Origin of the sequence: Pseudomonas sp. NBRC 111138, assembly GCF_001320835.1 — a bacterium.
Classification (GTDB): Bacteria; Pseudomonadota; Gammaproteobacteria; order Pseudomonadales; family Pseudomonadaceae; genus Aquipseudomonas; species Aquipseudomonas paracarnis.
The window spans coordinates 37415-56023 of the sequence record NZ_BCBO01000022.1 but is presented as its reverse complement, the minus strand read 5'-3'; the positions used below and the strand labels follow the sequence as shown (position 1 = coordinate 56023).

General features: G+C 58.9%; 22 protein-coding genes and 1 tRNA gene. 10 read left to right on the top strand and 13 right to left on the bottom strand.

Features of this window, described 5'->3' with window-relative positions; all coding sequences use genetic code 11:
- Positions 1 to 35: 35 nt before the first annotated feature.
- Genes APH41_RS04275 through APH41_RS04255 form a run of 5 tightly spaced genes read left to right on the top strand, consistent with a single transcriptional unit; the run spans position 36 to position 3223 of the window.
- Entirely contained in the window at positions 36 to 455 is a 420-nt protein-coding gene (locus APH41_RS04275; protein WP_054917647.1) for a hypothetical protein, read from the top strand.
- Complete coding sequence (locus APH41_RS04270) at positions 452 to 997, top strand: hypothetical protein (RefSeq protein ID WP_054917645.1); 546 nt, start codon at positions 452 to 454, stop codon at positions 995 to 997. The genes APH41_RS04275 and APH41_RS04270 overlap by 4 nt, the downstream gene beginning before the upstream one ends.
- Complete coding sequence (locus tag APH41_RS04265) at positions 994 to 1797, top strand: DUF2786 domain-containing protein (RefSeq protein WP_054917643.1); 804 nt, start codon at positions 994 to 996, stop codon at positions 1795 to 1797. The genes APH41_RS04270 and APH41_RS04265 overlap by 4 nt, the downstream gene beginning before the upstream one ends.
- Positions 1794 to 2009: an excisionase family protein gene (gene xisR / locus APH41_RS04260; protein ID WP_008036021.1), complete on the top strand. Its 216-nt coding sequence runs from the start codon at positions 1794 to 1796 to the stop codon at positions 2007 to 2009. The genes APH41_RS04265 and xisR overlap by 4 nt, the downstream gene beginning before the upstream one ends.
- Positions 2006 to 3223, top strand: a complete 1218-nt coding sequence (locus APH41_RS04255) for an Arm DNA-binding domain-containing protein (protein WP_054917642.1) — start codon at positions 2006 to 2008, stop codon at positions 3221 to 3223. Before xisR ends, APH41_RS04255 begins: the two co-directional genes overlap by 4 nt.
- A 38-nt stretch (positions 3224 to 3261) precedes the next feature.
- Here APH41_RS04255 and APH41_RS04250 read toward each other — a convergent pair whose 3' ends face one another.
- The 6 genes from APH41_RS04250 to dapA form a co-directional block, all read right to left on the bottom strand.
- Positions 3262 to 3816 carry a YfbU family protein gene (locus APH41_RS04250; RefSeq protein WP_054917640.1) on the bottom strand — a complete coding sequence of 185 codons (555 nt, stop codon included), beginning with the start codon at positions 3814 to 3816 and terminating at the stop codon, positions 3262 to 3264.
- Between the two features lie 246 nt (positions 3817 to 4062).
- Positions 4063 to 4152, bottom strand: a tRNA-Ser gene (locus APH41_RS04245).
- Between the two features lie 83 nt (positions 4153 to 4235).
- Positions 4236 to 4949, bottom strand: coding sequence for a phosphoribosylaminoimidazolesuccinocarboxamide synthase (gene purC, locus APH41_RS04240; RefSeq protein ID WP_027604309.1), 714 nt, complete (start codon positions 4947 to 4949; stop codon positions 4236 to 4238).
- Positions 4950 to 4976: 27 nt separating this feature from the next.
- The gene (locus tag APH41_RS04235; protein WP_054897606.1) at positions 4977 to 5735 is read right to left on the bottom strand and encodes an MBL fold metallo-hydrolase; all 759 of its coding nucleotides are present in this window, start codon (positions 5733 to 5735) and stop codon (positions 4977 to 4979) included.
- 4 nt (positions 5736 to 5739) lie between these two features.
- Positions 5740 to 6855 (bottom strand): outer membrane protein assembly factor BamC, encoded by a 1116-nt coding sequence (gene bamC, locus APH41_RS04230; protein ID WP_032892980.1) that lies wholly within the window; start codon positions 6853 to 6855, stop codon positions 5740 to 5742.
- Between the two features lie 17 nt (positions 6856 to 6872).
- Positions 6873 to 7751, bottom strand: coding sequence for a 4-hydroxy-tetrahydrodipicolinate synthase (dapA, locus tag APH41_RS04225; RefSeq protein ID WP_054897607.1), 879 nt, complete (start codon positions 7749 to 7751; stop codon positions 6873 to 6875).
- 262 nt (positions 7752 to 8013) lie between these two features.
- Between dapA and APH41_RS04220 the strand changes: the two genes are divergently transcribed.
- Positions 8014 to 8574 (top strand): glycine cleavage system protein R, encoded by a 561-nt coding sequence (locus APH41_RS04220; protein ID WP_003189463.1) that lies wholly within the window; start codon positions 8014 to 8016, stop codon positions 8572 to 8574.
- 14 nt (positions 8575 to 8588) lie between these two features.
- On the top strand, positions 8589 to 9062 hold the full coding sequence (locus tag APH41_RS04215) for a peroxiredoxin (protein WP_003189461.1): 474 nt from the start codon (positions 8589 to 8591) through the stop codon (positions 9060 to 9062).
- A 19-nt stretch (positions 9063 to 9081) separates the two neighbouring features.
- On the opposite strand, the gene APH41_RS04210 is transcribed toward APH41_RS04215, so the two are convergent.
- The gene (locus APH41_RS04210) at positions 9082 to 9321 is read right to left on the bottom strand and encodes a sulfurtransferase TusA family protein (protein WP_054897608.1); all 240 of its coding nucleotides are present in this window, start codon (positions 9319 to 9321) and stop codon (positions 9082 to 9084) included.
- Positions 9322 to 9416: 95 nt separating this feature from the next.
- Here APH41_RS04210 and APH41_RS04205 point away from each other — a divergent pair, with 95 nt between their 5' ends.
- Entirely contained in the window at positions 9417 to 10850 is a 1434-nt protein-coding gene (locus APH41_RS04205; RefSeq protein ID WP_003189458.1) for a M48 family metalloprotease, read from the top strand.
- Positions 10851 to 10918: 68 nt separating this feature from the next.
- Here the strand turns inward: APH41_RS04205 and APH41_RS04200 are convergent, their stop codons facing one another.
- The 4 genes from APH41_RS04200 to rpoE form a co-directional block, all read right to left on the bottom strand.
- A complete protein-coding gene (locus APH41_RS04200; protein ID WP_014717365.1) occupies positions 10919 to 12355 on the bottom strand; it encodes a DegQ family serine endoprotease in 1437 nt (478 codons plus the stop codon).
- Positions 12356 to 12589: 234 nt separating this feature from the next.
- Positions 12590 to 13549: a MucB/RseB C-terminal domain-containing protein gene (locus tag APH41_RS04195; RefSeq protein ID WP_054917638.1), complete on the bottom strand. Its 960-nt coding sequence runs from the start codon at positions 13547 to 13549 to the stop codon at positions 12590 to 12592.
- A gap of 16 nt (positions 13550 to 13565) precedes the next feature.
- Complete coding sequence (locus APH41_RS04190) at positions 13566 to 14153, bottom strand: sigma-E factor negative regulatory protein (RefSeq protein ID WP_034126575.1); 588 nt, start codon at positions 14151 to 14153, stop codon at positions 13566 to 13568.
- Positions 14154 to 14185: 32 nt separating this feature from the next.
- Entirely contained in the window at positions 14186 to 14767 is a 582-nt protein-coding gene (gene rpoE, locus APH41_RS04185; protein ID WP_003172477.1) for an RNA polymerase sigma factor RpoE, read from the bottom strand.
- A gap of 460 nt (positions 14768 to 15227) precedes the next feature.
- Between rpoE and nadB the strand changes: the two genes are divergently transcribed.
- Entirely contained in the window at positions 15228 to 16844 is a 1617-nt protein-coding gene (nadB, locus tag APH41_RS04180; protein WP_054897610.1) for an L-aspartate oxidase, read from the top strand.
- Here nadB and APH41_RS04175 read toward each other — a convergent pair.
- Together APH41_RS04175 and APH41_RS04170 are read right to left on the bottom strand one after the other, a co-directional pair.
- Positions 16813 to 17259, bottom strand: coding sequence for a protein YgfX (locus tag APH41_RS04175; RefSeq protein WP_054917635.1), 447 nt, complete (start codon positions 17257 to 17259; stop codon positions 16813 to 16815). The genes nadB and APH41_RS04175 overlap by 32 nt on opposite strands.
- Positions 17243 to 17497: a succinate dehydrogenase assembly factor 2 gene (locus tag APH41_RS04170; protein WP_003189444.1), complete on the bottom strand. Its 255-nt coding sequence runs from the start codon at positions 17495 to 17497 to the stop codon at positions 17243 to 17245. The genes APH41_RS04175 and APH41_RS04170 overlap by 17 nt, the downstream gene beginning before the upstream one ends.
- Before the next feature lie 140 nt (positions 17498 to 17637).
- Between APH41_RS04170 and APH41_RS04165 the strand changes: the two genes are divergently transcribed.
- On the top strand, positions 17638 to 18579 hold the full coding sequence (locus APH41_RS04165; RefSeq protein WP_054917633.1) for a folate-binding protein YgfZ: 942 nt from the start codon (positions 17638 to 17640) through the stop codon (positions 18577 to 18579).
- The last annotated feature ends 30 nt before the right edge of the window (positions 18580 to 18609 follow it).

Below are 18609 nucleotides of genomic sequence, written 5' to 3'. Positions count from 1 at the left end.
TGTCCGGCGGCGGGCTCTAACGAGGCATACAGCACATGCAAACCGAAACCACCATCATCGTTATTGGCTTGTTAATCGGCTGGATCGCAACTGCGTTCTACCTGATCAAGGCCACTCAGAAAGCATACGCCCGCGGGCTTTCGAAGGGTCTGAACGGCCTGAATGAACTCCACAGCCAAGAGGTCGAGGGCTTGAGGCAAGACCTCCAACACCAGATCGAACTCCGAAATGCGGAGCAAGCTCGATCCGAACCGCCCTGCACTCTCGCAGACCATGCGCTGCTGACCAACGTCAGCGCGACGCTGCGTCTCGCAGTGGAAACATGGCAAGCATTCCCTGGGACCGAAACATTAGTCGCCAAGGTAACCCACCAGCAGCGAGACCTCGTCGCTTTCGCCGCGAAGATATGGGTCTCAGGCTATCCAACTCAATCAGTGACGGAGGATGCAGCATGACTTGGATCCTCACCCAAAGCGGCCAGCAGTTCGAACTGCTGCGCCCGACCGCCGCCATGATCAAGCCGGTGGATATCGCCCACGCCCTGTCGCGTCTGTGCCGATTCAACGGGCACACCCGAGCGCACTACAGCGTGGCGCAGCACAGCCTGATCGTTGCAAGTCTGGTACCCGTCGAGTACCAGCTGGTGGCGCTGCTGCACGACGCGACCGAAGCCTACATCGGCGACATGACGCGCCCGCTCAAGGCTGTGCTGCCTGAGTATCACTACGTTGAGCATCAGATCTGGCTTGCGGTCTGCGAGCGCTTCGACATCCAGCCTGACCTGCCCACCTGCGTGAAACAGGCCGACATGGTCGCACTGGCGACCGAGCGCCGCGACTTAATGCCAGAGCACCCTGGAGAGTGGGATTGCCTGCGCGGCATAGAGCCAATGGCGGATGCCATCGTCCCACTGCCAGCGGAATACGCGTCAGCGGCTTTCTTCTCGCGACTGATGGACCTGATGCAGAGCAACCATCGACGGAGGCACGCGGCATGACCAGCGATCACATTGATGAAAAGAAACTTGAGCGTGCGATCCGCAAAATAAAGCACTGCCTGGCCCTATCGCAAAGCGCTAATGAGAATGAAGCTGCGACCGCCTTGCGGCAAGCTCAGGCTCTGATGCGCGAATACCGCCTGACTGAAATGGACGTGAAGCTCAGCGACGTTGGCGAAGTAGAGTCGCAGTTCTCTCGCAACGAACGCAGACCAGCCTGGGACCAACAACTCAGCGCGTCCGTCGCCGCAGCGTTCAATTGCTCTTCACTGCGCGTTCAGGGGTGGTGTAAGGCCAAAAACCGAGTCGTGGAGCGGGCATCCTTCATCGGGGTCACACCCTCTCAACACATCGCCCTCTACGCCTATGAAGCCTTGCTCACCAAGCTAAAATTAGCGCGCAAGCAATACGCCGCCGGCGTCCGATCAGGCAAGTACCGCAGTTCGTATTCCGCAGAAACTGCAGGTGATCATTTCGCCCTGGCATGGGTTGCCGAGGTCTACGGAAAGCTTCTGGCACTAGTCCCACAGGGCGATGACGAAACCCGCGCGATAAGTGATGGGCTCGGACTGATAGCAGTGCAGAGCCAAGACAAGGCGTTAATAGCGGAATACCTATCAAACATCACCATCGGGAAAGCACGCAAACCCCAGGAAATCGAACTCGACCTTGATGCCCAGATCGCCGGCATGTTGGCAGGCAGAAAGGCTGATTTGAATGCAGGCATCGCCCGGGGGGGTGACGATCCATTGTCACTACCGGAACACACATCAGCGTCCCGCGCGACGGAGGCAGCATGAGCGCAGCAGAGAAGCTCGACTTCCACATCACACCAGGCGCCTGGTTTCGCCAGGATCTGCTGTACCCAGTCTTCGGCCTAAGTACCGAAGCAGTTCGCAAATATCGCACTCGAGGTCTGTGGCTTGAGGGCAAGCACTGGCGCTACGACCCAGCGAACGTGATCGTCTACAACCGCGCGGCCATTGAGCGCTGGATGGAAGGGAAACCATGATCAGCAAGATGCCGACAGGCGTTGAGATGAACGGCAAGCAACTACGCATTTGGTTCATCTTTAACGGCCAACGGTGCCGGGAACCCTTGGAGGGGATCTCGAAAGTAAACAAAGCCGCGATCGCCTATGCCGACAACAAACGCCGCACCATTCTTGCGGAAATCAAAGAGGGCCGCTTCGACTATGCGGCCCACTTTCCCAACTCGCCCAGGGCTGCCATGTTCACGGGGACTGGAGGCCCTTCCCTCAAGCGCACAGTGAAGGAAGGTATTGATCGCTGGCTGGAGGTTCAGCGTGCGCTCAAAGCTTCGAGTACCGTCATCAACTACGTGAGCAAGGCTGTACACGTTGAAAAGAAGTTCGGTAAGCGTCGGATCGTTGACATTAGCAAGAGCGACATCGAGTTGTTTCAAGCACAACTGCTTAAGCAAGGCCTGGCCCCGAAGACAGTGAACGACATTTTCACCGTCGTCCGTGGAGTCTGGGCCGATGCCTTCGGCGACGGCATCCTAAAGGCCAACCCGCTCGACAGGATTAGTAACGTCGGGGCGGACGTCGACCTAGAGCATGCCGACCCCTTCAGTCGCACCGAAATCGAGTTGATCGGTAAAGCGGATCCCGACCGACGAGCTGACACCCGGATGATTGAGTTTAACTGCTGGGCAGGACTGTCCCTTTCCGAACTGATCGGGCTCGCCGTTGAAGACGTAGATCTTGAAGCCGGCCTAGTACACGTTCGCCGGGCATCGGTCGTCGGCGAATACAAAGTCCCCAAGGAGCGCTCCAGGGTCCGAGTTATCGAACTCATAGACCCAGCCCTCGAACTGATGCGAGAGATAGTTGCCACAGCCAAGGAAGCTGTAGCCGAAGAGATCACCGTTATCCAACGAGACAACATCACGTCCAAGAGGATGAAAGTCAGGTTCCTTTTCCGCAGTTCGACCAGCGGTTTACTCTGGAACGGAAAGACATTGAGCAATTGGTTCACCGCACATCTGAAAAAAGCAGAGGTTCGCCACCGAGGCGCTAACCAATGCCGCCACACGTTTGCCAGCCAGATGCTGTCGAGTTACGTCCCGGTCGAATGGGTGGCCAGGCAACTGGGGCACGCCGATACAACTATGGTGCGAAAGCATTACGGGAGATGGATACCGAAGGACACCAAGAGCATGGCTGGCATAGTGTCAAAGATGCTTGGATTCCGTGAAAATTAGCATCATGCCCACTTAAAGGTGGGCAAGATCCTTATTCGCTATCGGCGGTTACTTGGATGAACTGCTGCCTGTAATACCGCAACAATCTCAAGCGGCGCCATAAGGCGGTTTATGAGCCCCGTTCTTATCGGCTCAAACACCTCGTACATCCGCGCATACATTTCGACTACAGGGCTATGAGAGTTCAAAGTGGCGACATCTTTCATCGACTCGAAACGATCCAGATCATTCACTAAGTAACGAACGGCCCGTCTGTAGTCAAGTTCGTTATTTCCGTCATAGCCGCGGAATTGAATCTGGGAAGACGCCCGAGGTACCTCACCCTCGACTATTGCCTGTTCAGCAGGAGAAAGGCGTTCGTAACTATCTTGGAGAAACGAATACATATCCAAGGTATCAACGACTGCCGTCACATGGTGCGGATTATGGCTGTGCTCGTCTCTAATATCGTAAGCCCAATCGAGCACCCAAAGGTCATTCGATGCAACAGCACTGCTAACGAGATCGGGATCAAAGCTGTCATTGATCCCGAGCTTCTTGTAGATCTCACAAAGCATTTGCACCGTGAGCTGTTCAATCACTGAAGGTTGCATTTCCTTATCCCCGAAAGTAGTTGCGCTGGAACCTCCCCATTCGAAGAAGAGGGATCCGAGACAGCATAGTGACAAATGGCCACCGATGCCGCGCTATATGATGAACCCCCTCGTAGACGCAAAATGCTGGCCCTTAGCGGTATGACAGCTGCGTTTTCTGCCCTAAAAATGCCCTAACGAGCGCGCCGAAAACGAAAAAGCCCCCGTAATCAGCAATGATTACGGGGGCTTCGTCTTGTTCAATAATGGCGGAGAGATAGGGATTCGAACCCTAGGTACCGGTGAAGGTACAACGGATTTCGAATCCGTCCCATTCGGCCACTCTGGCATCTCTCCAACGGCGCGCATCATAACAGCATGATTGATGGATGCAAAGCGCCGAAGCGATTTTTTTCCGTGCTATCAGATGCTTGCGTCGATTACAGCGGTACGCCGAGGCGCTTGGCGACTTCTTCGTAGGCTTCGATCACGTCACCGAGGCCTTGGCGGAAGCGGTCTTTGTCCATCTTCTTCTTGGTGTCCTTGTCCCACAGGCGGCAACCATCCGGGCTGAACTCGTCGCCCAGGACGATGGAGCCGTCGTGGAACACGCCGAATTCGAGCTTGAAGTCCACCAGCAACAGGCCGGCGTCGTCGAACAGCTTGCTCAGCACGTCGTTGACCTTGAGGGACAACTCCTTCATGCGCGCCAGTTGCTCAGCGGTGCCCCAGCCGAACGCCACGACGTGGGATTCGTTGATGAACGGGTCGCCCTTGGCGTCGTCCTTCAGGAACAGTTCGAAGGTGTAAGGGTTGAGCTTGAGGCCCTCTTCCACGCCCAAACGCTTGACCAGGCTGCCGGCGGCGTAGTTACGCACGACGCATTCCACCGGGATCATGTCGAGCTTCTTGACCAGGCACTCGTTGTCGCCCAGCAGTTTGTCGAATTGGGTCGGGATACCGGCCGCTTCGAGTTTCTGCATGATGAAGGCGTTGAACTTGTTGTTCACCATGCCTTTGCGATCCAGCTGTTCGATGCGCTTGCCGTCGAACGCCGAGGTGTCGTTGCGAAACAGCAGGATCAGGCGGTTGGCGTCGTCGGTCTTGTATACCGACTTGGCTTTGCCGCGGTAGAGTTCTTCACGTTTTTCCATGATGGGCTCCGCTTTGAGTAAGGTGGGCTAGGCGATGTGTCGCCAGTCGAGCCCTGAATCTTGATCGGCCAGTTGCAGCCAGTCCGGGTCGCACCCGAGGGTGTCGACAAAACATTGCCGGGCAAGCGTCGGCAGGTTGTTCTTGCTGCTGAGGTGAGCCAGGACCAGGTGTTGCAGGTCTTGCCAGCCCAACTCATACACCAGGTATGCGGCCTGGTGGTTGTTCAAATGTCCCAGCTCGCCGCCCACCCGTTGCTTGAGAAAGTAAGGGTAGTGACCGCGTGCCAGTAGATCCCTGCAGTGGTTGGACTCGATCATCAAGGCATCGAGGTCCCGGTATCCGTCCAGCACCCTGGCGCAATAGGAACCCAGGTCGGTCAGCACGCCGAAACGCCGCTGGCCGTCACTGAATACGTATTGCGTGGGCTCCTGGGCATCGTGGGCAACCGCGACGACATTGATGCTCAGGGCACCGATTTGCAGTTGCTCGCCACCGGCCAGAAAACCTGCCGGCTCAATGGGTTTGCGCATCCCGCGCAACGTGCCGCGACTCAAGTACACCGGCAGATTGTAGCGCCGAGACAGCAAACCCACGCCATGCACATGGTCGGCATGTTCGTGGGTTACCAGAATCGCGCTCAGTTGCGTGGGGTGAACCCCCAGGCGCAACAGGCGCCGCTCGGTTTCCCGCAGGGAGAAACCACAATCGACCAGCACGTACGTGTCATCATGGGCGACCAGCGTACCGTTCCCTTGGCTACCGCTGCCGAGAACGGCAAAACGCATCGGATCAGCCCAGGTTGTCTTGAATCACGCCCAACACTTTGCGCGCTGTTTCAGCTGGCGCGACGGTGTTGATGTTCTTCTCGACGGTGACTTGCACGCTTTCGCCCACCTTGCTCAAACGAACCTGATAACGCTCGGCACGGGTTTCGATCTCTTCCTTGGTCGGCGCGCTGCCGAACAATTTGCCGAAGAAACCTGGCTCATCGTCTTTCTTCTCGGCCTTTTCAGCCACGTTGATGTAGTACAGGCCCAGGCTGCGGTTGATGTCTTCAACGCGCCAAGGGCCCTGCTCCAACGCACGGCCAACACTGGCCCAGGCACGGTCGAGGTCTTCACCCAGGTTCAGCACGACGTTACCGCTGCCGTCTTCGGTGAGGCTGACGCGGCTAGGGGTGTCGTAATCACGGGCGGCGAGCAGGGAAACGGAACCGCCCTTCTCGGAGATACGGCTCATGCTGGCCAGCATCTCGTCGACCAGCGCGGCGTCGACGCCGGTGTTAACCGAGCGCGGCGTGAAGTCGACGTCAGCCGTGCTGCCGGCAGGCCGCTCGGCGCTGACGACATAGACTTCGCTGGTATTGCGCTGCACGCCGGGCTCGATGCGCACACGCACACGGGCTTCGCTGTCGGCGGCTACACCGCCCGCCAGCAGGCGCTGGGCCATGTTGGCGGACAGCTCGCGACCTTGCTGCCATGCGGTGGTGAACTCACCGGTCTGCGGGCGTTGCTGGTCGAGGCGGAAACCGTTGTCCTGGAAGAACTGCACCGCCACCGGCCAGACTTCGGCAGGCGGACGCTGAGCCACGATCCAGCGGTTGTCGCCGCTTTTCTGCAGGCTGTAGTCGCTGGCATCGGCCACGGCCATGATCGGCTGTGGGCGTGGCACTACGTACTCACCCTTGACCGTGTCGTCGGCGACGTTGCGTGGAATCGGCAACAATGGGTCAAGGCGCTTGGCGACATTGACATCAGGCGGCAGTTGCATCGGTTTGGTTGCTTGCGCTTCCAGGTAATCGCTGCCGCGGTCACGGAAGTAGCCTTCCGGGCCCCATACCCAACCGCAGCCACTGGTGCTGGAGATAATCAAGGCAAGTGCGGAAAGTCCGGCCAATCGCTTCATGCGTAGTGCTTCCTCAATTAAACCAGGACGCCGGACTGGCGCAGGGCCTGTCGCAGCGGTTCGTGACAGGCTTCGCTGAGGGGGGTGAGCGGCAGACGGATACCGTCCGGCATCAGGCCCATCTCAAACAGCGCCCACTTCACGGGAATAGGATTGGATTCGATAAACAGTGTCTTGTTGAGCGGCATCAGCTTTTCGTGGATGGCGCGAGCGGTGGCTGCATCGCCCGCGATGGCGGCGGCACACATATCGCTCATGGCGCGCGGGGCCACGTTGGCGGTCACGGAGATATTGCCCTTGCCACCCAGCAGGATCAGCTCGACAGCGGTGGCGTCGTCACCGGAATACACCAGGAAGTCGCTGCTCACGCCGGCCAGGATGTCCTTGGCGCGTTGCAGGTCGCCAGTGGCTTCCTTGATGCCGATGATGTTCGGCACGGTGGACAGGCGGATCACGGTCTCGGCCTTCATGTCGCACGCGGTGCGACCCGGTACGTTGTAGAGGATCTGCGGGATCTGCACGGCTTCGGCGATGGCTTTGAAGTGCTGGTACAAGCCTTCCTGGGTCGGCTTGTTGTAGTACGGGGTTACCAGCAGGCAAGCGTCGGCGCCAGCCTTCTTGGCGTTCCTGGTCAGCTCGATCGCTTCACGCGTCGAGTTGGCGCCCGTACCGGCGATCACGGCAATGCGGCCCGCAACGCGCTTGACCACGAACTCGATCACCTGGATGTGCTCTTCCACATCGAGGGTGGCCGATTCACCTGTGGTGCCGACCGCCACAATGGCGTTGGTGCCCTCTTGCAGGTGGAAGTCCACCAGTTTGCCCAGGCTGTCCCAGTCGAGACGACCTTGTGCATCCATGGGTGTGACCAGTGCCACCATACTGCCCGCAATCATGCAACCGCTCCTGCCGGAAAAAGAGAGCCGTAATGGTACTGGCGCCAAGATGCTTGTACAAGCGAAGTACCGCGTGAGGATGCGTTCTGGCGCAACTAAACGTCGGGCAATGACATCATCGGGCCAAAGCACCGCCCGAAGCCGGCTGATCACGCAATGAAAACGCCACCTCCTAGCCCTTGGCGACGCTTTTCGCTACCCTTGATCCTTTGATCGATACAGCCCACACGGTATCGACCGCTCATCGCTTTAGGAAGGCTGCATGTCCACCCCCACAGTTCGCGAACAATTCCTTGTTATCAGTGCCCTCGGCGCCAACCCCATGGAGCTGACCAACGTCCTGTGCCGCGCCAGCCATGAGAACCGCTGCGCCGTCGTGACCTCCCGCCTGACCCGCCACGGCGAGTGCAGTGCGCTGGTCCTGCAGATTTCTGGCTCCTGGGATGCCTTGGCACGCCTTGAAACCGGCCTGCCGGGCCTGGCCAAAAAGCACGACTTTACCGTCAACGTGGTACGCAGCGCCGCCCTGGAAAATCGCCCACAGGCTTTGCCTTACGTGGCCTATGTCAGCTCGGCCTACCGTTCGGACATCGTCAACGAGTTGTGCCAGTTCTTTATCGACCATAACGTCGAGCTGGAAAACCTGACCTGTGACACCTACCAGGCGCCACAAACCGGCGGCACCATGCTCAATGCCACCTTTACCGTGACCTTGCCGGCCGGCGTACAGATCAGTTGGCTGCGCGACCAGTTCCTCGATTTCGCCGATGCCCTGAACCTCGACGCCTTGATCGAACCATGGCGCCCACAGAACCCCATGTAAGGAAGTACCTCTCTATGCCGGTAGCCATCGACACACCCGTGGCCGATTTCGAGGCCCAGGCCACCAGCGGCCAGACCTTCAGCCTCGCGGCCCTCAAGGGCAAGCAAGTGGTGATCTACTTTTACCCGAAGGACAGCACCCCAGGCTGCACTACCGAAGGCCAAGGCTTTCGTGACCAGTACGCCGCATTCAAGGCCGCCAATACCGAAGTGTTCGGCGTGTCGCGTGACAGCGTGAAGTCCCACGAGAACTTCAAGGGCAAACAGGAATTTCCTTTCGAGCTGATCAGCGATAAGGACGAAGCGGTCTGCCAGCTGTTTGATGTGATCAAGTTGAAGAAGCTGTATGGCAAGGAATACCTGGGTGTGGATCGCAGCACATTCCTGATCGACAGCCAAGGCGTGCTGCGTCAGGAATGGCGCGGAGTGAAAGTGCCGGGGCATGTTGATGCCGTGTTGGCGGCAGCGCAGGCGCTGAATAAGGCCTGATTCTGCGTCGACAAGGCCGTCAGGCCTTGCGCAACCAATAACGGTACACACCCTCGGCGGCGTCTTCATGCTCCAGGGTGTGGCCGGCCAGCTTGGCAAAGGTGCGAAAATCACGCTGGGAGCCGGCGTCGGTGGCAGTCACCTTGAGCACGGCACCGCTGGCCATTTTATTGAGCTCCAGCTTGGCCTTGAGCAACGGCAAAGGGCAGTTAAGACCGCTGGCGTCGAGTTCGGCGTCACAGGCTACAACGTCGGTCATGGTGCTACTCCAGGCAAACATTCGGGCCGCTTAGAATATCTGGTCCCAAGCTCAGTGTCCGGCTACAGTAAGCTCTTTGTCGAAAGGCTTTGTGCATGACTTTTTTGCGCCCTACCCTGCTGACGCTGGCCTGCCTGCTGGCCTCCCCGGCCTTTGCTGACGACCTGCCGTCACTTGGTGACGCCAGCTCTGCCATAGTCTCGCCGCAACAGGAATACCAATTGGGCCGCGCCTGGCTGGCCTACCTGCGCGGCCAGGTTTCGCAACTCAATGATCCGCAACTCAAGGATTACGTTGAAACCAGCGTGTACAAGCTGGTGGAGACCAGCCAGGTCAATGACCGGCGCCTGGAATTCATCCTGATCAACAGCCCACAGCTCAACGCCTTTGCGGCTCCCGGTGGGATCGTCGGGGTCAACGGCGGCCTGTTTCTCAATGCACAGACCGAAGGTGAATACGCGTCGGTACTGGCCCACGAACTGGCGCACTTGTCCCAGCGTCACTTCGCCCGAGGCGTGGAAGCGCAATCACGCATGCAACTGCCGATGATGGCCGCCCTGCTTGGCGGCATTATCGCCGCCGCTGCGGGTGCCGGCGATGCCGGTATCGCCGCGATTGCCGGCTCACAAGCCGCCGCGATCCAGGAACAGCGCCGCTTCTCTCGCCAGAACGAGCAAGAGGCCGACCGCATCGGCATCCTCAACCTGGAGAAAGCCGGCTACGACCCGCGCTCCATGCCCACGATGTTCGAACGGCTGATGCGCCAATACCGCTTCGACGCCAAGCCACCGGAATTCCTGCTGACTCACCCGGTAACCGAATCGCGTATCGCCGACACCCGCAACCGCGCCGAACAAGCCAAACCTGGCGGCAAGGAAGACAGCCTGCGCTATCAACTGATTCGCGCACGGGTGCAGCTCAAGTACGAAGACACACCAGGTCTGGCCGCCAAGCGCTTCCAGGCGCAGCTGGATGAGAACCCTAAAAATGACGTAGCGCGTTATGGCCTGGCCATCGCTCAGATCAAGGGTACTCAACTCAAGGAAGCGCGGGAAAGCCTGGCGCCGCTGTTGGCCAAGGCGCCCAACGACATTACCTACAACCTGGCCCAAATCGAACTGGACATCACCAGCAACCGCATGCCGGATGCGCAGCAACGTACCGACCGCATGCTCACCCAGTACCCCAGCAACTATCCGCTGAACCAGGTGCGGGTAGACCTGCTGCTTAAACAGAACCGTACCGCCGATGCAGAAAAGGCACTGGATGGGCTGCTCAAGTCGCGACCGGACGATCCGGACGTGTGGTATCAGGTCGCCGAGACTCGCGGCTTGTCCGGCAACATCATTGGCCTGCATCAGGCTCGCGCCGAATATTTCGCATTGGTGGGGGATTTCCAGCAAGCCATCCAGCAGTTGGACTTTGCCAAGCGGCGCGCCGGCAATAACTTCCCGTTGTCCTCACGCATCGACGCCCGTCAGCGTGAGCTGATCGAACAGGAGCGCTTGGTGAAAGGCATGATGAGCTGAACCCGCCGCCCACAAAAAAGCCCCGCTGCCGTTAACCGGCAGCGGGGCTTTTTTATAGGTCTAGCGGATTACTCGGCCAGTTTGAAGGTGATGAAGCTGGCACGGCCTTGACGCAGGACGCGCATCGACACCGAGCGATTCTTCGGCAACGCCTTGGCGATGTCGGCGAATTCCTTGGTGGTATCGATTGCCTGGTTGTTCAAGTGGGTGATCACGTCACCCGGTTGCAGGCCGATCAAGGCGGCTGGGCCGTCCTGCACTTCCTTGATCACGACACCGCTTTGCAGGTCGAAGGTTTTCTTCTGCTCGGCGGTCAGTTCAACGACGGCGATACCCAGGCGGTTACTGCTGCGCTCGGCGCCTGGCTTGGCGTTGCCCAGGGCGTCCAGGGTCGCGCCTTCTTCCGGAATTGCCCCAACGGTCAGTTCGACGTTCTGGCGCTTGCCATCACGAATCACTTCCAGCTTGGCTTTGCCGCCGGCCTTGAGCGCGCCGACCAAGTGAGGCAAGTCCGCCGACATGATGATCGGCTGGCCGTTCATGCTCAGAATTACGTCACCGACTTTCAGGCCGCCCTTGGCCGCAGGGCCATTGTCCTGAATCTGCGCAACCAGGGCACCGGCCGGCTTGTCGAGACCGAAGGACTCAGCCAGGTCCTTGTTCACTTCCTGGATTACCACGCCCAACCAGCCGCGGCTGACCTTGCCGCCGCTTTTGAGCTGATTGGAGACGTCCATGGCCACATCGATCGGGATCGCGAAGGACACGCCCATGAAGCCACCGGAGCGGGTGTATATCTGCGAGTTGATCCCCACCACTTCGCCGGCCAGGTTGAACAGCGGACCACCGGAGTTGCCCGGGTTGATCGGCACGTCGGTCTGGATGAACGGCACGTAGTTTTCGTTTGGCAGGCTGCGACCGATGGCGCTGACAATGCCTTGGGTAACGGTGTGGTCAAAGCCGAACGGTGAACCGATCGCGACCACCCACTGACCAGCCTTCAGATCTTGGGACTTGCCCAGTTTAAGCACCGGCAAGTCCTTGCCATCGATTTTGAGCAAAGCCACGTCGGAACGTGGATCGGTACCAATCAACTTGGCCTTGAGTTCACTGCGGTCGGCCAGGCGCACGAGAATCTCGTCGGCGTCGGCAATCACGTGGTTGTTGGTGAGGATGTAGCCGTCAGGCGAAATGATGAAGCCGGAGCCCAGGGACTGGGCTTCGCGCTGACCACCGCCGCCACGAGGAGAGCGAGGTTGCGGCATCCCGCGCTCGAAGAACTCGCGCAACATGGGCGGCAAGCCTTCTAGGTCGGGCATCTGCTGGTTCGAGACTTTGCGATCCGGCAGCTTCTGCGTGGTACTGATGTTCACCACGGCAGGCGAGGCCTGCTCCACCAGTTGGGTGAAGTCAGGCAGCTCGACCGCTTGCGCAGGTAAGGCCTGGCCCAGCACCAGCACTGTGGCGACTATGGATAAGTAAGACTTCAAACGTGGTATCGACATACAGCTCCCGTTACGACGAGCAGGGTTAAGCGACAGGGTTCAATAAACGCCGGATACTGCGAGCGGCATTTTTGTTCCGCGAACAAACAAGGCCAGAGCCATCAAACCCTGACCTATAAAAAACATGGGAAGTTTTTGCAAGTGAAAATGCTGATCCAGAGATTTCATACGCCCAGCACCCAACGAAATTCGGGCCCAGATTGATAGACCAGGATGAACATAAGATTAACAATCTCAGGGCTTGGCGGCGGCCTTTTCACCACGCACCGACAACGCGATGCGCTCAGCAGTGCCAATGGGAATTTCGCCCACCACCGTGACCATCATTTCGCCATCTACCGTATTCAAACGCCGGGATACTGCCACGGTCGGCCCAAGCTGAGCGCGGGTTTCATTCACATCAGCGCCGTTGGCTGACTCAAGAAACACCGAAAAACGCGCGAGCCCATCGTCATACATCAGGCTGTCGACGGTAGATTTCGTTTGGGCATCTTTGCGCGTAGCGCTGCTGATCTGTTGGAAACCAGGCGGTAGCCAGTCCAGATGCCACCTTTGCGTGGCAGACAGATCAGGTGCTTTAGCGGCGGACATCGTTACCGGCGAACAGTCGCCGCTGGGCTGCAAGTCCTGGTCAGAAGGAATGGCCGAAGCATCCAGACGGGTGAACTGAAAACGCTCCAACAACTGCCCTTGGTCATTCAGCAGCAAGGATTTAAGCGGCAGCGCAGTTTCACGGTCCAGGTGTAATTCAAACCCATAACGGTAGGGATCACGCGGGCTGATCGACACAATCACCGCATGACGACCGGCCACGCGCGATTTGCCAATAACGGCCAGGTCATAGAATGAAGTGAGTTTTTTTGGATCAAGAATACGCGAGGGTGCCTCAGGTGACTGACCGAGACCAACCGCCAACGTGCCACTGACACATTGAGCCCGACCATCAACCCTGACCGCTTCCTGGGCGGAGCCGTCAAGTTGCAACAAGCGTTCACGGACATGACCATTCTGGACACGGTGCCAGATGTCATGGGTAGAAAAACTGCCGTTACGTTCGTAGACAAACGTACCTTCAAAGCTTTGCTGCTGCTCTGCACGCCCAAGTCGAATCAGCCAGTCTTGGGCTTCATCGGCATGGGCGGATAGTGCAAACCAACTACTGAGCAAAAGCGTAAGGAGCGGTATGGCGCGCATAGGGCTCCTTAGCGAATCAGCGGTTTTCCTGGCTTGCTGCACGAGCGTATGGCAGAGCGCTGTCAGTGCCTTTGGCAGCCGATTCCTGCGCATGTTGACGCAGGTAGCCTGGAAGGCGCTGATCCTGCCAGCCGGATTGCCCCTGAAGTACACCATTAGCCATAGGGCCGGTGGTATCAGTGCTTTCCTTGTAGCCAGCCAGCACGGCCGGACCTTTGACTTGCGGACCGGCCATGACCGGTTGCTGAGTCTGTTGGGCCAGCTCGTTGCCTGCGATCTCGTCCTGGTTGTACAGGCGAACACCTGCCAACACAGCAACAGTCACCGAAGCGGCCACTGCCAGACGACCCAGGCTGCGCCACGGACCACGCGAGGCTTTTGCCGGAACGGCTTCATCAGCCAGTGCAGCAGAAACGGCCGCAGCAATATCCAGACGAGGGATTAGGAGATCCTTGTGCATCACCGCCCGAGCGACTTGGTAACGAGACCAGGTATCACGGGTTTCGGCGTCATCAAATGCGTTGAGCACTCGACGAAGTTCCAGTTCATCCGCTTCGTTATCCATCACTGCGGACAGCGATTCCTGCAGGGCATCACGACTCATGGCGGTTCCTCTCTTGGCTGTCGCCGCTGTCTTTAGTTTTCCTGCAACAACGGTTGCAAGGCTTTGTCGATGGCTTCCCGGGCCCGGAAAATCCGCGACCTCACAGTCCCCACCGGACATTGCATGACGCTCGCAATGTCTTCGTAACTCAGACCATCGAATTCACGTAAAGTTAACGCCGTACGCAAATCTTCTGGCAGTTGCTGAATAGTGCGATGGACGGTGCCTTCGATCTCGTCGCGCAGCAATGCACGCTCCGGCGACTCGAGATCTTTGAGGCCGTGATCACCATCGTAGAATTCAGCATCTTCTGAACTGACATCACTGTCTGGTGGGCGGCGACCGCGTGACACCAGATAGTTTTTCGCCGTGTTGATGGCGATGCGGTATAGCCACGTGTAAAACGCACTGTCACCGCGGAAGTTTCCAAGTGCACGGTAAGCCTTGATAAAAGCTTCCTGCGCAACGTCCTGCGCTTCATGGGTGTCGTGCACAAACCGCACGATCAACCCGAGAATTTTGTGCTGGTATTTCAGCACTAGCAGATCAAATGCTCGCTTATCACCGCGCTGTACGCGCTCGACCAGCTGCTGATCCTCTTCCTGGGTTAGCATGAACACTCCTCGTTGTACTTGAAGGAGGCTTGCATAACTAAACGATCAGGCTTGCAAACATAGACTCGGGCTTTTCGCAAAAGTTCTCCCCCTTCAAGCAAGTTTCCGGCATGCACTGATTTGGCACACACGAAAAACGCAGCACGGTCGGTGCCGGCTGCGCGAATAATCTTGTCGCCGGTTTCGTGACGCGTCCAATGCTCCCGACGGGCCAATAAACTCAACGTTTTCCCAGCTTTCGGGCAACCTGCTATTGAGTCGGGGCTTATGCAAAAAGTTCCCGTCCCGCCAACCGGCCGTTTCCCAAAGCTGCGCAGCATAATCTCACAATGCCACGAAGGCGTGGCTATTGTGCCGCTCCACCCCTCTATATACTAGTGGCCCGTGTGACCCTTTGATTCGCCGATCCAGGCGTCCTGTTTGCGCCCCCCTTTGGATCGCTTTTTGCGGAATCCGTCAAATGAGCCAACAGTTTCAACACGATGTCCTCGTAATCGGCAGCGGCGCCGCCGGCTTGAGCCTGGCCCTGACCCTGCCCAGCCATTTGCGTATAGCGGTTTTGAGCAAAGGCGACCTGGCCAACGGCTCGACCTTCTGGGCCCAGGGCGGCGTTGCTGCGGTGCTGGACGACACAGACACCGTGCAATCCCACGTCGAAGACACCCTTAACGCTGGCGGTGGCCTGTGCAACGAAGACGCCGTGCGCTTCACCGTCGAGCACAGCCGGGAAGCCATCCAATGGTTGATCGACCAAGGTGTGCCTTTCACCCGCGATGAACATGCCGGCAGCGACGACGGTGGCTTTGAGTTCCACCTGACCCGTGAAGGCGGCCACAGCCATCGCCGAATCATTCACGCTGCCGATGCCACCGGGGCCGCGATTTTCAAGACCCTGCTCGACCAGGCCCGCCAACGTCCAAATATCCAATTGCTGGAGCAGCGCGTCGCCGTCGACCTGATCACCGAAAAACGCCTGGGCCTGCCGGGCGAACGCTGCCTGGGCGCCTACGTACTCAACCGCACCAGCGGTGAAGTCGATACCTATGGCGCACGCTTCACCATTCTCGCCTCGGGCGGCGCCGCCAAGGTCTACCTCTATACCAGCAACCCCGACGGTGCCTGCGGCGACGGCATTGCGATGGCCTGGCGCTCGGGCTGCCGGGTCGCCAACCTGGAGTTCAACCAATTCCACCCCACGTGCCTGTATCACCCGCAGGCCAAGAGCTTCCTGATCACCGAAGCCCTGCGCGGCGAAGGCGCACATTTGAAGCTGCCCAATGGCGAACGCTTCATGCAGCGCTTCGACCCACGCGCCGAACTGGCACCACGCGATATCGTCGCCCGCGCCATCGACCACGAAATGAAGCGCCTGGGTATCGACTGCGTGTACCTGGACATCAGCCACAAGCCCGAAGCCTTCATCAAGACCCACTTCCCGACCGTCTACGAACGCTGCCTGACCTTCAATATCGACATCACCAAGGGCCCGATCCCCGTGGTACCGGCCGCGCACTACACCTGCGGTGGCGTGATGGTCGATCAGCATGGCCGCACCGACGTGCCGGGCCTGTATGCCATCGGCGAAACCAGCTTCACTGGCCTGCACGGCGCCAACCGCATGGCCAGCAATTCATTGCTTGAATGCTTCGTGTATGCGCGCTCGGCGGCAGCGGACATTCTTGAGCAACTGCCGCGCATCCCGGTACCGGCCGCCCTGCCCCGCTGGGACGCGAGCCAGGTCACCGATTCGGACGAGGATGTGATCATCGCCCACAACTGGGACGAGCTGCGGCGCTTCATGTGGGACTATGTGGGCATCGTGCGCACCAACAAACGCCTGCAACGGGCGCAACATCGGGTGCGCTTGCTGCTGGATGAGATCGACGAGTTCTACAGCAATTATAAGGTCAGCCGCGACTTGATCGAGTTGCGCAACCTGGCCCAAGTGGCCGAGCTGATGATCCGGTCGGCCATGGAGCGCAAGGAAAGCCGCGGCCTGCATTACACCCTCGACTACCCACAGATGCTGCCCGAAGCCCGGGACACTATCCTGGTGCCAACCACCTACGGCGGCTGAACTTCAGGCGTACCCGCAGGCGCCGGTGCACATCGGCGGCCTGCGCATCCTTTGCCACGCAGATGGACCGCACTCGCCGTTCACCCTGCACTCGGTAACGCAACACCACGATCAGCGGCAACGCCAGGCTGTCGGGCCGCAGCTGCACTGGGTGCCACCCGCGTGCGGCGCTCCATAATTGCCAACCATCGTCGTCACGGCGCAGGCCACGAATCGACGAACGGTGAGTGAGCAGGATTTGCCGCGGCAATACCCAGGCACAATGAGCCAGACATAGCAGGATGCCCAGGCTTGAGTAAGGCAGGTTTAGAACCAGCAGGCTGCCCAGTGCGACCAGCTGGGCAAGCACATAGGCCGCCAGCAACAGCCGCGAGGCCTGCCAGCGGCATTCGAAACGATTACTTGGGCTGGACACGATCCAGGATCATCCGAACCATGCGCTGCAGCTCCGGGTCTTCGGATTCGGCGCGCTCCATGAACCAGCCAAACATGTCCTGGTCTTCGCACTCGAGCAACCTGACGTAGAGGTCGCGGTCCACCTGATTGAGCGTCGCGTACACCTCTTTGGTGAAAGGCACCAGCAACACATCCAGCTCCAGCATGCCGCGACGGCTGTGCCAGTAGAGGCGATTGATTTCTACATCTTCGACCATGGAGCCCTCCTAAAATAGAGCGCAAGTATACAGCCCCGACGACACTGGAACAGTCGGCTTTGGTCGCCCTATATGGAAACTATGCATTTGCCGGACGCCCCTCTATGATGCACCCATGACTTTTTGACCTGCGATGACCCATGGCTGACTCCGCTTTTTTCTGCTCCCTGTCCCACGAAGGCGTTCTCGCCGTCCGCGGCTCTGATGCTGCCAAGTTCCTGCAGGGCCAACTGACCTGCAACCTCAATTACCTGAGTGATACCCAGGCCAGCCTGGGCGCGCGCTGCACGCAAAAAGGCCGGATGCAGTCGAGCTTCCGCATCCTGCTGCAGGGTGATGGCGTGCTCCTGGCCATGGCCACCGAGTTGCTTGAGCCGCAGTTGGCGGATTTGAAAAAGTACGCGGTGTTCTCCAAATCCAAGCTCACCGACGAAAGCGCTGGCTGGGCGCGCTTCGGCCTGGCGAACGCAGACGCGGCCCTGAGCGCCCTGGGCCTCGCGCTGCCGGTCGAGACCGATAGCGTGGCGCGCAACGAGGCATCGATTGCCGTCCGCGTTTCCCCGGGCCGGGCCGAACTCTGGGTATCTGCCGAACACGCCGACGCCGTGCGCAGCCAATTGGCCGCGCAGTTGCAACAAGCTGAATTGAATGCCTGGCTGCTTGGCCAGATCCGTGCCGGTATCGGCCAGGTGATGCCCCAGACGCGCGAGCTGTTCATTCCGCAGATGCTCAACCTGCAGGCTGTGGGCGGCGTCAGCTTCAAGAAAGGCTGCTACACCGGCCAGGAAATCGTCGCGCGCATGCAGTACCTGGGCAAACTCAAGCGGCGCCTGTATCGCCTTAGCCTGGAGGCCAACGAGCTTCCCGAGCCAGGCACTCCGTTATTTTCCCCGAGCCATAACAGCGCGATCGGCGAAGTGGTCATCGCAGCAAAAGCTGACCAGTCGATTGAACTTCTCGCCGTGCTGCAAGCCGAAGCTGCCGACAGTGGCGACGTGCGCTTGGGCACCCTGGAGGGCCCGGGCTTGAATCTGCTTGACCTACCCTACCAACTGGACCGTGACCGCGAGATCCAGCGTTAATCGCCGTACTTTTTGCAGCACCCTAGAGAG